The sequence below is a fragment of the Microbacterium protaetiae genome, assembly GCF_004135285.1.
Taxonomy (GTDB): domain Bacteria; phylum Actinomycetota; class Actinomycetes; order Actinomycetales; family Microbacteriaceae; genus Microbacterium; species Microbacterium protaetiae.
Genome location: NZ_CP035494.1, coordinates 3262459 through 3275626 on the forward strand (window position 1 = coordinate 3262459; position 13168 = coordinate 3275626).

Genomic DNA, 13168 nt, shown 5'->3' on the forward strand with positions numbered 1-13168 from the left:
TATAACGTGGCGACCTGTGCGCATCATCCGAACGCAGGCGGTTGCGCAGGCTTTCACAGGCGATGCTCAGCGCGTCAGCGACCAGCAATGTCGAGCCCCACATCGGCACGGTCGGTCACCAGGCCGTCGACTCCCAGATCGAGAAGACGGCGCATGTCGACGGGGTCGTTGACCGTCCACACGTGCACCTCGACGCCGTTGCGGTGTGCGGCTTCGACGAGGCGGCGGGTGAGCACCGGCACCGCCCCCTGACGCTCGGGGATCTGCAGAGCATCCACCCCTGAGAAGACTCGGCGCACCAGCGGTGCGGCTCCCGCCGCCACCGCCGCGAGCGCCCTGATCATGGTGCCGCGCCCGGGCGAGGTCGCCGGCACTCCGCCGCTGCGTGCCGATGCCGACAGCGCAGTCCGACGACGCGCGTCTGAGAAGCTCGTGAGCAGCACCCGATCGGCGTAGGGGCCGATGATCTCGCCGGCCGGCCGGGCTGCGGCATCCGCCTTCACATCGATGTTGAAGCGCAGCGTGGGAAACGCGTCGAGCGCCTGGGCGAGCGTGATGAGCCCGCCGCGGTCGCCCATGAGATCTTCGAGCTCACTCTCGGTGACCGCCGAGAGCGGACGCGGGTCGCCGGTCACCCGTGACAGATCGCTGTCGTGGAAGAGGACCACCGTGCCGTCGGCGGTGAGATGGCAGTCCGATTCCACATACACGGCACCGGCGGCGTGCGCGGCCGCCACGGCGGCGAACGAGTTCTCCACCATCCCGTCGGCCGCCGATTCCGGCGTCACGAGTCCTCGGTGCGCGAGGATGCGCGGCGTCGTTCCGGCGGCGAACCAGGGATGGGTCACGGGGTCGGGGGAGTGAGCGGCGTCTCGTGCGCAGCGCTCTGCGCGCTGCGTGCGGCCGCGGCCGCATCGGCGACCTTTCCGCCGAAGGCCCCGGTGAGGCCCTTCAGCGCGTCGGTGAACTCGCTCGGGATGATCCACAGCTTGCTCGAGGCGCTGTCGGCGATCTTCGGCAGCGTCAGCAGATACTGATACGCCAGCAGCTTGTCGTCGGGATTTCCCTCGTGGATGGAGTCGAAGACCTTCTGGATGGCCTGCGCCTCACCTTCGGCGCGCAGCACCTGCGCCTGCTTGTCGCCCTCCGCCTCAAGGATCTGCGCCTGTCGGCGGCCCTCGGCCTCGAGGATCTGCGACTGTTTCGAGCCCTCGGCAGTCAGGATGACCGCGCGGCGGTCACGCTCGGCGCGCATCTGCTTCTCCATCGAGTCCTGGATCGACAGGGGCGGGTCGATGGCCTTGAGCTCGACGCGGGAGACCCGGATGCCCCATTTACCGGTGGCTTCGTCGAGCACGACCCGCAGCTTGCTGTTGATCTCATCGCGACTGGTGAGGGCCTGCTCGAGATTCAGACCGCCGACCACGTTGCGCAACGTGGTGGTGGTCAGCTGCTCGACCGCACCGAGGTAATTGGCGATCTCGTATGTGGCGGCGCGCGCATCGGTGACCTGGAAGTAGACGACGGTGTCGATCGAGACGACGAGGTTGTCTTCGGTGATCACCGGCTGCGGCGGGAACGAGACCACCTGCTCACGCAGGTCGATCAGGGGCCGCAACCGGTCGATGAAGGGAACCAGAAGGTTCAGTCCCGGGAGCAAGGTCTTGTGATAGCGCCCGAGCCGTTCGACCACGCCGGCGGTGGCCTGCGGAATGATGCGGATCGCACGGACTATCGCCACCAAGACGAAGATGATGATCGCGATCGCGACGATCCAGCCGATCACCGTCGGAATGTACTGATCGGGCGTCATGCCGGGCCCTCCTCAGAGGTCTCAGGGTCGGAACGGATGAACGCGGTCGCGCCCTCGATGCGGGCGACCCGCACGTGCAGGTCGGGTGCGAACGATGCCTCATCATCGACAGGACGGGCGGTCCAGGTCTCGCCGTTGTCGAGCTTGACGAGCCCGCCCAGTCGAGTCACGGTCGACAGGACCACGGCCGGCATGCCGATGAGCGCAGCCACGTTCGACGGGGTGGGGTCTTCACCGCGCCGCAGTCGATGCAGCAGAGGCGGTCGAAGCACGAAGATCAGCAGAAGAGCAACGAGCGCCGCGATGACGAGCTGAAGCCAAAGGGGAGCGCCGAACAGGTCGGCGATGAGGCCGGCGAGGCCGCCGATGCCGAGCATGAGGAACGTGAAGTCGAGGGACAGCATCTCGATGACGAGAAAGATCGCGATCAGCGCGATCCAGATGATCCACGCGAACTGCTCGATCCCGGTGATGATGTCCACGCAGCCTCCCCTTCGTGCTCCGAACCTAGCATGGGCCGGAGCCGCGATGGTGGCATTGGTAAGGTCGAATGGCCCTGTCGTCGCGTGATTTGCACGGCCGCGGCATCCCTCATACCCCAGGAGTTCTCGTGACCCAGATTCTTCCGCCCGACGCGCTCAAGGGAAAGACCGCTCTGGTGACCGGCTCATCGCGCGGCATCGGTGCCGACACCGTGCGATACCTCGCCGAGGCCGGTGCGAACGTCGTCATCAACTATCGCAACAAGGCACCGCGTGCCGAGCGGCTGGCCGCGCAGTTGCGCGAGCTGGGCGTCGAGGTGCTCACCGTTGCGGCCGATCTGACCGACCAGACCTCGGTCGAGGGCATGTTCGCCCAGGTGCGGGAGGCATTCGGTTCGCTCGACGTGCTGGTTCTCAATGCCTCGGGTGGCATGGAGTCGGGCATGGCCGAAGACTATGCACTGCAGCTGAACCGCGACGCGCAGGTGCGTGTGCTCGAGGCGGCGGTTCCGCTCATGTCGGCCGGTTCGCGAGTCGTGTTCGTGACGAGCCACCAGGCGCACTTCATCCGCACGACGGCGACGATGCCCGAGTACGAGGCTGTGGCGTTGTCGAAGCGTGCGGGAGAGGACGCGCTGCGCGAGCGAATCCCGGCACTTGCTGAGCGGGGCATCGATTTCGTGGTGGTCTCGGGCGACATGATCGAGGGAACCATCACGGCGACGCTGCTCGAGCGCGCCAACCCCGGTGCCATAGCGTCGCGCCGTGAAGACGCCGGCAAGCTGTACAACGTGGCGGAGTTCGCCGCGGAGGTGGCGCAGGCGGTCATCGACCCGGTTCCCGCCGACAACATCCGCCTGGTCGGTGACATCAGTTCGTTCCACGCCGAGTGAGCGGCAGAGCGAAGGGCCCCGGGAACGCTCCCGGGGCCCTTCGTCGTGAGGAGCTCAGATCGAGGTCGCGCGGAATGTGAACGCGCGGACGATCTGGATGATGCCGAGCACGACAAGGGAGATGCCCAGCAGCCACCACAGCACGAGCGCGCCCCACAGCGGCGAGAAGAGCAGCACGATGCCCGCGATGATGCTGAGGATGGCGAAGATGACGGTGAGCCCCTTCGAGCGGGCAGCGCCGACGGTCGTCAGCGCCACGACACCCTCGACGATCCACATGATGCCGACCAGGATGCCCAGGAACACTGCGAGCCAGACAGCGGTGTGTGCGAGGTTCGTGAATGCGATGATGCCCGCGATGACGTAGATGAGGCCGAGCACGATGTGACCGACGCGCGCCCAGACTCCCATCGTCTTGGAGAAGATCCCGAGGCCGAGGTAGACGAGCCCGCCGACGATCGCGTAGATGGCGATGATCGCCGTGACGACCACCGCCGTCTTTCCCGGCCAGACCAGGATCAGAATGCCGACGATCAGTGCGACAAGGCCCGAGAGCCCGAGAAAAGTGCGGATGCCGTTGACCGCTGACCTGGCGGCCGGCGAGGTATCTGTGGACATGGGGGAGTGCCTTTCTGAGATTTACCTGTGAGGCCCTTCGTTGCCCACATTAGACCCGTCGGGCGGTGGCCCACTCTCGACACGCTGCCGTAACCTATGGCCCATGCATGCCGCCGACGCACACGATGTCATCCGGGTACGGGGCGCCCGCGAGCACAACCTGAAGAACATCGACCTCGACATTCCCAAGCGCCGCCTCACCGCCTTCACGGGCGTGTCCGGGTCGGGCAAGAGCTCTCTCGTTTTCGGCACGATCGCCGCAGAATCGCAGCGGATGATCAACGAGACGTACAGCGCGTTCGTGCAAGGATTCATGCCGGCGCTGGCCCGACCAGACGTCGACGTGCTGGAGGGGCTGACCACGGCGATCGTCGTCGACCAGGAGCGACTCGGCTCGAACCCGCGGTCGACGGTGGGTACTGTCACCGACGCCAACGCCATGCTCCGCATCCTCTTCTCGAAGCTGGGTGAGCCGTATATCGGCGGTCCGACCGCCTTCTCATTCAACATCCCGACGCAGAAGGCCAGCGGCATCATGACCTCGGCGAAGGGCGAGAAGAAGATCGTCCGCAACGAGGTGTATCTGGGCGGGATGTGCCCCCGGTGTGAGGGACGCGGTCAGGTTTCCGACATCGATCTCTCCCAGGTGATCGACGAATCACGATCGCTGCAGGAGGGCGCCATCCTGGTTCCCGGATACACGGCGGACGGTTGGATGGTGCGCGGATTCGCCGAATCGGGCTTCTATCCGGCAGATACGCCCATCTCCACGTTCACCGAGAAGCAACGCCACGCATTCCTGTACAGCGAGCCGACGAAGGTCAAGATCCAGAACATCAACGTGACCTACGAGGGACTGATCCCCAAGATCACGAAGTCGATTCTCTCGAAGGATCTCGACGCCCTGCAGCCGCACATTCGGCGATTCGTCGAGCGGGTGGCGACGTTCGCGGTGTGCCCGGAGTGTGGCGGGACCCGGCTGACCGCAGGGGCGCGCTCGTCGAAGATCGACGGCATCAGCATCGCGGATGCCTGCGCCATGCAGGTGACCGATCTGGCTCAGTGGCTGCGCGAGCTGCACCGTGCCGAGGCGGGCCCGCTGCTGGCCGGGTTGAGTGCGAACCTCGATGCGTTCGTCACACTGGGGCTCGGGTATCTGAGCCTTGACCGTCCGTCGGGCACACTGAGCGGGGGAGAGGCGCAGCGGATCAAGATGCTGCGCCATCTCGGCTCATCGCTGACCGATGTCACCTATGTCTTCGACGAACCCACAATCGGTCTGCACCCGCACGACATCCAGCGCATGAACGAACTGCTGCTGCGTCTGCGTGACAAGGGCAACACCGTGCTCGTCGTCGAGCACAAACCCGAGATGATCGCCATCGCCGATCGGGTCGTCGACCTGGGCCCTGGCGCGGGCACGGCGGGCGGCGAGATCTGCTTCGAGGGCACCGACGATGACCTGCGGGTCAGCGACACGCTCACCGGCCGCCACCTTGATGACCGTGCGCGTGTGAAAGACACCGTGCGCGCGGCATCCGGCGCCCTTCAGGTGCGAGGTGCGACCAGCCACAATCTGCAGGATGTCGACGTCGACATTCCGCTCGGCGTGCTCGCCGTCGTGACGGGGGTGGCCGGTTCGGGCAAGAGTTCGCTGATCCAGGGGTCGGTCGTGGGGCGCGACGGCGTCGTCGCTGTCGATCAGGGGGCGATCAAGGGATCGCGCCGCAGCAACCCGGCGACCTACACGGGCATGCTCGAGCCGATTCGCAAGGCGTTCGCGAAAGCCAACGGCGTCAAACCGGCGCTGTTCAGCGCGAACTCTGAGGGTGCCTGCCCCACATGCAAGGGCTCGGGTGTGATCATCACACAGCTCGGCTTTATGGACACCGTGGAGACCCCCTGCGAAGACTGCGGCGGCAAACGCTTTCAGCCCGCTGTGCTGGAGTACACGCTCGCCGGCAAAGACATCACGGAGGTGCTCGGGATGCCGGTGGTCGAGGCGCGAGCGTTCTTCGCCGGGGGAGAGGCGACGATCCCCGCCGTGGCGAAGATCCTCGACCGACTCGCGGATGTCGGGCTGGGGTACCTGACGCTCGGCCAGCCGCTGTCGACCCTGTCGGGCGGAGAGCGACAGCGCATCAAACTCGCCACCCAGATGGCCGACGGGGGAGCGATTTACGTGCTCGACGAGCCGACCAGCGGCCTGCACCTGGCCGATGTCGAGAACCTCCTCGGTCTGCTCGATCGCCTCGTCGATTCGGGCAAGAGCGTCATCGTGATCGAACATCACCAGGCGGTGATGGCCCATGCCGACTGGATCATCGACCTCGGACCGGGTGCCGGCCATGATGGCGGTCGCATTGTCTTCGAGGGGACGCCGGCAGACCTTGTCGCTGATCGGTCGACGCTGACCGGTGAGCACCTCGCGGCGTACGTCGCCGTCGGGGCGTGACCGTTGTATATACGGGTGCGGATCGGCAGCGCCGTCTTCGCCGGCACGACGAGCGCGGATGCAGCAGATCATCGAAGATGCGCGGCGCCAGCCGGTTCTCGATGAGAGGACATCGGAAGAGATTCTCAGCTATGACGATTCGGGCCTTCCGACGTGAGCGAAACGCCGGTGGTCGCGGATACGTCAGCGATTGCGGCCGTCATCCTCGGTGAGAACGACGCCGACGTCTTCGCCGACGCGCTGAATCTTCATGCCGGCAACCTGCTGCTCTCCGAAGTGACCCGGTTCGAATTGTCAGTGGTGGTCGAGGCGAAGCACGGTGCCCAAGGCCTCGCAAGACTTGCATCGCTGCTGGACGATCTTGATGTCTCGTGGATGCCCGTGGACGCTGTCATGACGCGGGGCGCGATCGCAGCCTGGCAACGATTCAGTAAGGGACATCATGCGGCCCGCCTCAACATGGGTGATTGCTTCTCATACGCGTTGGCCCACGAGCTCGATACTGCGCTGCTCTACAAGGGCGACGGCTTCGGTCAGACAGACATCCGCTCTGCGATGGAGCGACGGACCGCAAACAGGGGGTGTCCGATAATGCGCATTATGTCAGTACGAAACCACTCTATGTGCGGTTCTCGCAATCGTGAAGAAGCGGGTAACACTCTCCCGTTGGTAGGAAAATCAGATGTGACCTGGAGTTAACGGACGGTCAATCTGGTGAGCCGATTAGTGCTTGGGTGGTGCGAGTCGCACGGCGGCGGCATGTGCGATCGCGTCTGACCAGGGATTTCATAAATGTGATTGCGTTACTCGCAATCTGTGTGCGAACCTTGCAATGAGCTGGCGCGCGGTGGGAAGCGAACACTCCGCGTCGACGTATCGGGCTGGGAGCGCGTATGACGGACGACGACAACGTGCTTTTTGCGCCGTTCGGTGCCCGTACCCCTGATCCTGAAGCGTTCATCACAGCAGTGTTGACGGGGTGGGAGAAGCAGCAGCGTTCGAAGGACTTCTCCCCCGCGACGATTCGCACCCGCCGAAAGCTCGTGATGGCGTTCATTGACTTCACCGGGCACTATCCATGGCAATGGACGATGGGAGACTCTGACGAATTCTTCTCGCACGCCCGTGCGGTGCGCAACCTATCTCACGCCACCGTGCGCTCTTATCAGAGCGCGATCAAACTGTTCTGCGATTACGTGTGCGACCCACGCTACGACTGGAATGACCAGGCGGCGAAGATGTTTGGCCAGGTGTTCGTTCAGGTCGTTACGGAGCTCAACCGAGTCACCCATTCTCAGACGAATACGGCTCGCCCCGAGAAGCGCGCATTTACCCAACGTGAGTTGCAGGAGTTGTTTGACCTCGCCGATTTGGAGGTGCACCGTATCCTCGATTCGGGTCGCCGTGGCGCGTTGGCCGCCTGGCGCGATTCTGTGGCATTCAAGACGGCATACGGCTGGGGACTGCGCACGAACGAGATGCGTCACCTCCAGACTGTCGACTTCTCTCGCAATGGCCGCGCCCCCTATATGGGCGACTTCGGGGTCGCCCGGGTTCGGTGGGGAAAGCCGCACCGCGGCTCCGCGAAGAAAGTCCGCTCGGTACTCACTGTGTGGCAATGGGCTGCAGACGTGATCGAGGACTGGATTGAGTTCGGCCTCCCCCGCTACGGCGAACCGGTCAACGACTTGTTCCCCACCAGCACAGGCGGGCTCGTGGGCGAGTCGCACCTGCTGGATAAGCTTCGCGGGCTGGTCGACGAACTCGGTTTCCCGCCAGGGCTCGACCTGCACTCGTTTCGCCGCACCTACGCAACCCAGCTCATTACCGGTGAGGGCTTCGATGTCACCTTCGTGCAGCTTCAGCTCGGGCATGAGCATGCAGCGACGACTTCGATTTACACGCTCCCCTCCCCCGACTATCAACGGCGCGCGCTGGAACGCGCTCACTCAAACACGCTCGACGCGGCTCGCGCACCGCGCCCCGATAACAGGAGGACTCCATGAGCCGACGTGAACTGACTTACACGTGGCGCGTGCGGGAGATCATGGCTCGCCGCCGCATCTTCACAGCCAAGGAACTCGCTCCCCTGCTGCACGAACGCGGCATCACGCTGACCCCCAATGGGATCTGGCGGATCGTATCTGGTGAGCCCGAACGGATCTCGCTCAAGATGCTCGTTGCGCTGTGCGACGCCCTCGATGTGGAGATGAACGACCTGATCACATTCACCGCCACTGATGTGAAGACCGTTCGGCATCGCAAAGCATCCGGCGACAGCGGCGTCGCAGATCTGCGCGACTACCGCCCCGTGCGCGCTCGCATCATCGACGAAGACGATGACTGAATCACAGCCGGGCCGGCCTGCAACCGGAGGAAACGGAACCACACGCCCACCCTCGCTGCGTGGACTGGTCCCACCCGCGCGTCGTGGCCGTCCACGTTCAATCGGCACTCTCACCTGCGCGCGCTGCAAACGCACCGACGTGGCGAAGATCCGTGTGCGGTGGCCCGAAGGGAACATCTGTGGGATCTGCTTCACCGACGCTACCCACACGTACGGCACCTGCCGCGGATGCGGCGAGGAAGACCGCATGCTCCCCGGGCGCGACGAGATGGCATGGGCGATCTGTCGCACCTGCGCCGGGATCGAAACCAACCTCGAATGCGACGCATGCGGCCGGGAGGCCGAGCGATTTCGCGGCGGGGTGTGCATCCGATGCGTCGTCCGCACGGACCTCAACGACCTGGTCTCCCCCGGCGCCGATTTGCGTCTGCGCCGCCTCGTCGACCTGCTTGCTGATGTTGCGCGACCCGAGAGCATTTACTCGTACATGCGCGGAAAACGAGCGCACGCACTGCTCGCCGCGATCGGCACCCGGGAACTCCCACTCACTCAAGAAGCGTTCGACGGCCTGGAGCCCGGGCACGCAGTCGAGCACCTACGTGCCCTCCTCGTGCACCATCACATGCTCCCCGAGCGTGGCACGGATGAACGATTGCACCGCTTCGAGCAGTGGATCAAGGCACGCCTCGCAACGCTCCCCGACGATGGGACACGTGATCGCATCGAACGCTTCGCCACTTGGCACCATCTCAGACGCGTCCGCGACCGTGCTGTCGAGGAAAGAGCGAACCTCGAAACAGTCACGCATGCTGCGAAGCAGGAGATCACCGAAGCCGGCAAGTTTCTTCTCTGGCTACGTGCCGAACACCATATCGGCACCGAGGACCTCCGCCAGCACCATGTCGATGAGTATCTTGCGAGTGGGACGAGCACCCGAAAACACATACGCAACTTCGCTCGATGGATCAATCGAGACGAAGGCCGGCACCGCAAGGCGGATCGGATCGACGCACCCTTTCGTACCGCACGATCTGAGCCCATGCTGAGACAGAGCGAACGCATTGAGCTGGTTCGGAACTGTCTCGAATGGCATCAAGTCACCCTCTCCACTCGCATCGCGGGCCTTATCTTGCTGCTGTGGGCACAACCGCTCAACAAGATCGTCATGCTTCGCCGGGAGCATGCTGTGTTCGGTGTCGACGGAATGACTCTGCAACTTGGCGTTCGGCCCACCGCTGTCCCGGAGGCCGTCGTCGACTTGTTCTGTGGACACCTCGACTCGCCAGGCAATCCGCAGACCGTCAATACCGGCACACCGTGGCTATTCCCCGGCACCCGCGCCGGGCATCATCTGCATCCCGGAACGCTCACCGAAAGGCTCAAGGTGCTCGGGATAGATGCGCAACGCGCCCGAAACGCGACGCTGCGGGACCTCGCGCACGATGTCGACGCCCGAACGCTGATCGATCTGCTCGGCTATAGCAAGCCCGTCATCGCCCGATACGCAGCGCATGCTGGCGCCCCCATGTCAGACTATGTCGACCTCAAGACCCCCACACCGCGCGGAGCAGCAACGCGCCTATCGTGAGCTGGCGTAAAGTGTCTCTCTTATGCCACGCGCGAATCGAGCCCGTCCGTACCTTGTCACCGTCCACCCGGACGGACGATGGTGGCACATCAGGGTTCCAGAACTCGACACGGTCTCGCAGGCGCTGACGTTGCAAGAAGTACCCAGTCAGGCGCGCGATTTGATCAGCGTCTGGCTCGACACTCGCCCGGAAACGGTGCGCTTCATCGTGAAGCGCCGAAGCGGCCTCCGTCCGGGCTGGAAGTCCCCTGCGACCACCAAGTGACTTCAGTTAGGAACGTAACAGCCCTCCGTCTTCGTTAAATTCTCTGCGTAAGTCCTTGCCGATAACGATCGTTTGCGGCAGCTTGAGCAGATAGCGACGCTCGGCCGCCGATAACGCAGACCGCAACACCTTGGGTCGTGCGGGTGCGCCCCCTAGGTGTCGAGCGAAGAGCGAACCCAATCGTTGGCCCCGGCGGGATATAGAGGCACCGTGAGGCCCGCGTCGTCGAATGGGCGCCACACCACAGGCACTACTGAACCGTCTGACTCGGTGAGCGTCCCTCCCTCTTCGGCAGGCACCGGATCGAGCGTGCCGGAGTACAAAGCGACGATTTCGTGGCCGACCTCGCCGTTGAAGCGAAAGATGTTCTCGACCATGCCGAGGTGCTTGAGACCAACAATGCGCGCTCCAAGCTCCTCGTTCACTTCGCGGACTATCGCCTCCCGATGCGTCTCGCCTAGGGCGTGTTGCTAAACCCTTCTGACCGGCTGTTCGGCGAGTCTTGAACGCGTGTCGCGTGATGTGATCTCGGATGAGGCCTGGGCTGCGATCGGCCCGTTGTTCCCGAAGGTGAAGTCGACGGGCCGGCCACCGGTGGATCGTCGCACGGTGGTGGAGGCGACGGCGTGGCGGTTCCGGACGGGTGCTCCGTGGCGGGACATGCCGGAGCGGTTCGGGAACTGGAACACGATCTACAAGAACTTCAACCGGTGGGCCGAGCAGGGCGTCTGGGCGCGACTGCTGGAGCAGGTGCAGTCCCTCGCGCAGCAGGCTGGGGACTTGGACTGGGTCGCCTCCATCGACTCCACGATCGTGCGCGTGCATCAGCACGGCGCGACTCTTCCGCGCGCCACAGGGGGCTCTGTCGAACTACAAGAAGTTCGGGAAGGAACCGTCTGATCACGCGATCGGCCGCTCCCGTGGCGGGTTGACGACGAAGAACCACCTGGTCTGCGACGGGAAGGGCCGCGCCCTCGCGTTTATCCTCACGCCCGGGCAGGCAGGGGACACCAGCATGCTGATCGCGACGTTGAGTGAGATCCGCGTCCAGGGCGCGAGAGGCAGGCCACGGTCAAGGCCGGACAGGGTGCTCGCGGACAAGGGCTACCCGTCGAAGGCGAACCGAGCCTGGCTGCGAGAGCGCGGGATCGCTGCGACGATCCCCGAGCGTGACGACCAGATCGCCCACCGTCGCAAGCGCCGAGGACGACCGATCGACTTCGGTCAGGACCAGCGGGCCCGGTACCGAGTCCGCAACGTCGTCGAGCGGTGCTTCAACAAGCTCAAGCAGTGGCGCGGGATCGCGATGCGCTCAGACAAGACGGCTCGCAACTATCACGCGGGAGTGTGCCTCGCTGCGACGCTCCAATGGCTGTAGTTCGGCCAGGAGAGCCTCTTACGGGGTGGCGGATACGCGGGTCAGGACGGCTCGTTGAGCTTCATGTGGAGCAACGGGTACGGCCGACCAGCCTCGTCCGTCTCGCTGCGACCAACGACCTCGAATCCTCGGTGAGCGTAGAAGTCTGCAGCCGACACATTCTGTTCGTTGACATCCACCTTGGCGACGCCGCGCTCCGTGATTGCATGGTTGAGAAGCGCCGTGCCGATTCCAGCTCCGCGTCGCGTCGCGTCAACGAACAGCATCTCCAGATTACTGTCGAGAACACCGGAGAATCCCACCGGCTCACCATCAAGCTCTGCGACCGAGAGGGTCACGGCCGGGAAGTAGTCAGACTGCAGGCGGCTTTCGATCTCGTCGCGATGAGCATCCGCGAGGAAGTCGTGCGTCGCATCCACCGCGCTGCGCCAGATCTCAACGAGCGCCGGGTACTCCGCAGCCCCGGTTGACGGCCGAATACACAGAGCAGGCACGGTGGGTTCCCCTCGCGAAGACATCATCAGCCCATCATCCCAGAGCGATGGCAGACGCATACGCAGCGGTCACCTGATTAGCAACACGTCCTAGCTCGACACTCCCTCCGACCAGCCGGTGATATCCAGCCGGATTCTCAACGGTCGGGGCGTTGACGCTAACGAGATGACGAGAGCCATCGGCGTTAGGGATAACCAGCATGGCCTTGACGCGAATGTAGGAACGATCAACTGACATGTCTCCATCTTCCAGCGTGGTCCCCGCCGCGCCGGAAACGATCGATTTCGGCAGGGCTCAGATCGCCATGCCTGCGTCCGCCAGAATCCGGGCCACGTATGGCTGTGTCTCGAGTTGTGATAGATCTTCGGGCGTGAACCAGGCGACTTCACGCAGCTCATCCTCTTCAATAGTGAACGCCTCAGACACGAGCCGACATGCGTACGCGGTCGTGACATACGCACAGCGATCTCCGTTCGGGTAGGTGATGAACATGCTTTCGCCTCCGTACGCCCCGACGATTCGCAAGACTCGCGCCTCGACGCCCAGCTCTTCGCGGATCTCTCGGAGGATTGCAGAGGCTGGCTCTTCGCCGGGCTCCAAGCCTCCTCCGATGAGAGCCCACTCATCGTTACCGTGCGATCGTGCGAGAAGGACCTCCCCGACGTCATTGCGGATCACCGCCGACACCGCGGGGAGAAGAAGTAAGTCGTTACCGACACGCTCGCGCAGCGACGTGAGGTAGGGCGAGATTGGCATGTGCTCCAGGGTACGGGCTTGCGGGGCGGTGTCCGCAGGTTCGTCTCGTCCGGCTCGCTTGGCTGGCGTTTGCGGCCG

At 64.2% G+C, this 13168-nt stretch carries 13 protein-coding genes and 2 pseudogenes; 8 read left to right on the forward strand and 7 right to left on the reverse strand.

The features are described from left to right. Positions 1-74: 74 nt before the first annotated feature. The 3 genes from ET475_RS15150 to ET475_RS15160 are packed head-to-tail and all read right to left on the reverse strand — an operon-like array spanning position 75 to position 2295. Positions 75-848 (reverse strand): glycerophosphodiester phosphodiesterase family protein, encoded by a 774-nt coding sequence (locus ET475_RS15150; RefSeq protein WP_129392132.1) that lies wholly within the window; start codon positions 846-848, stop codon positions 75-77. Further along, complete coding sequence (locus ET475_RS15155) at positions 845-1813, reverse strand: SPFH domain-containing protein (protein WP_129392135.1); 969 nt, start codon at positions 1811-1813, stop codon at positions 845-847. Before ET475_RS15155 ends, ET475_RS15150 begins: the two co-directional genes overlap by 4 nt. Continuing rightward, positions 1810-2295 carry an NfeD family protein gene (locus ET475_RS15160; protein ID WP_129392138.1) on the reverse strand — a complete coding sequence of 162 codons (486 nt, stop codon included), beginning with the start codon at positions 2293-2295 and terminating at the stop codon, positions 1810-1812. The genes ET475_RS15155 and ET475_RS15160 overlap by 4 nt, the downstream gene beginning before the upstream one ends. A 128-nt stretch (positions 2296-2423) precedes the next feature. Between ET475_RS15160 and ET475_RS15165 the strand changes: the two genes are divergently transcribed. Next, complete coding sequence (locus ET475_RS15165) at positions 2424-3188, forward strand: SDR family oxidoreductase (protein WP_129392141.1); 765 nt, start codon at positions 2424-2426, stop codon at positions 3186-3188. A 54-nt stretch (positions 3189-3242) separates the two neighbouring features. Here ET475_RS15165 and ET475_RS15170 read toward each other — a convergent pair whose 3' ends face one another. Continuing rightward, positions 3243-3806, reverse strand: coding sequence for an HdeD family acid-resistance protein (locus ET475_RS15170; RefSeq protein ID WP_129392144.1), 564 nt, complete (start codon positions 3804-3806; stop codon positions 3243-3245). 103 nt (positions 3807-3909) lie between these two features. On the opposite strand from ET475_RS15170, the gene ET475_RS15175 reads away from it, so the two are divergent. From ET475_RS15175 to ET475_RS15200, 6 genes are all read left to right on the forward strand, one after another. Next, positions 3910-6261 carry an ATP-binding cassette domain-containing protein gene (locus ET475_RS15175; RefSeq protein WP_129392147.1) on the forward strand — a complete coding sequence of 784 codons (2352 nt, stop codon included), beginning with the start codon at positions 3910-3912 and terminating at the stop codon, positions 6259-6261. Between the two features lie 58 nt (positions 6262-6319). Then, positions 6320-6418, forward strand: a complete 99-nt coding sequence (locus ET475_RS18185) for a type II toxin-antitoxin system VapB family antitoxin (protein ID WP_242497664.1) — start codon at positions 6320-6322, stop codon at positions 6416-6418. After that, positions 6415-6960, forward strand: a complete 546-nt coding sequence (locus tag ET475_RS15185) for a type II toxin-antitoxin system VapC family toxin (protein WP_129392150.1) — start codon at positions 6415-6417, stop codon at positions 6958-6960. The genes ET475_RS18185 and ET475_RS15185 overlap by 4 nt, the downstream gene beginning before the upstream one ends. A gap of 194 nt (positions 6961-7154) precedes the next feature. Beyond that, entirely contained in the window at positions 7155-8267 is a 1113-nt protein-coding gene (locus ET475_RS15190; protein WP_129392153.1) for a tyrosine-type recombinase/integrase, read from the forward strand. Further along, positions 8264-8608 (forward strand): helix-turn-helix domain-containing protein, encoded by a 345-nt coding sequence (locus ET475_RS15195; protein ID WP_129392156.1) that lies wholly within the window; start codon positions 8264-8266, stop codon positions 8606-8608. The genes ET475_RS15190 and ET475_RS15195 overlap by 4 nt, the downstream gene beginning before the upstream one ends. A 139-nt stretch (positions 8609-8747) precedes the next feature. Further along, positions 8748-10196, forward strand: a complete 1449-nt coding sequence (locus tag ET475_RS15200; protein ID WP_129392159.1) for a hypothetical protein — start codon at positions 8748-8750, stop codon at positions 10194-10196. Positions 10197-10613: 417 nt separating this feature from the next. Here the strand turns inward: ET475_RS15200 and ET475_RS15205 are convergent. Next, positions 10614-10907 (reverse strand): annotated as a pseudogene (locus ET475_RS15205) (NUDIX hydrolase); the annotation flags it as partial. Between the two features lie 64 nt (positions 10908-10971). Here ET475_RS15205 and ET475_RS15210 point away from each other — a divergent pair. Continuing rightward, a pseudogene (locus ET475_RS15210) lies at positions 10972-11839 on the forward strand (IS5 family transposase). Positions 11840-11880: 41 nt separating this feature from the next. Here ET475_RS15210 and ET475_RS15215 read toward each other — a convergent pair. Beyond that, positions 11881-12393: an acetyltransferase gene (locus tag ET475_RS15215; protein ID WP_422879920.1), complete on the reverse strand. Its 513-nt coding sequence runs from the start codon at positions 12391-12393 to the stop codon at positions 11881-11883. Positions 12394-12628: 235 nt separating this feature from the next. After that, entirely contained in the window at positions 12629-13090 is a 462-nt protein-coding gene (locus ET475_RS15220; protein WP_129392168.1) for an NUDIX domain-containing protein, read from the reverse strand. Between the last annotated feature and the right edge of the window lie 78 nt (positions 13091-13168).

Coding starts and splice junctions, on each gene's coding strand:
- ET475_RS15155 (WP_129392135.1), bottom strand. CDS start 1,813: ATGACGCCCGATCAGTACATTCCGACGGTGATCGGCTGGATCGTCGCG.
- ET475_RS15170 (WP_129392144.1), bottom strand. CDS start 3,806: ATGTCCACAGATACCTCGCCGGCCGCCAGGTCAGCGGTCAACGGCATC.
- ET475_RS15175 (WP_129392147.1), top strand. CDS start 3,910: ATGCATGCCGCCGACGCACACGATGTCATCCGGGTACGGGGCGCCCGC.
- ET475_RS18185 (WP_242497664.1), top strand. CDS start 6,320: ATGCAGCAGATCATCGAAGATGCGCGGCGCCAGCCGGTTCTCGATGAG.
- ET475_RS15190 (WP_129392153.1), top strand. CDS start 7,155: ATGACGGACGACGACAACGTGCTTTTTGCGCCGTTCGGTGCCCGTACC.
- ET475_RS15195 (WP_129392156.1), top strand. CDS start 8,264: ATGAGCCGACGTGAACTGACTTACACGTGGCGCGTGCGGGAGATCATG.
- ET475_RS15215 (WP_422879920.1), bottom strand. CDS start 12,393: ATGCGTCTGCCATCGCTCTGGGATGATGGGCTGATGATGTCTTCGCGA.
- ET475_RS15220 (WP_129392168.1), bottom strand. CDS start 13,090: ATGCCAATCTCGCCCTACCTCACGTCGCTGCGCGAGCGTGTCGGTAAC.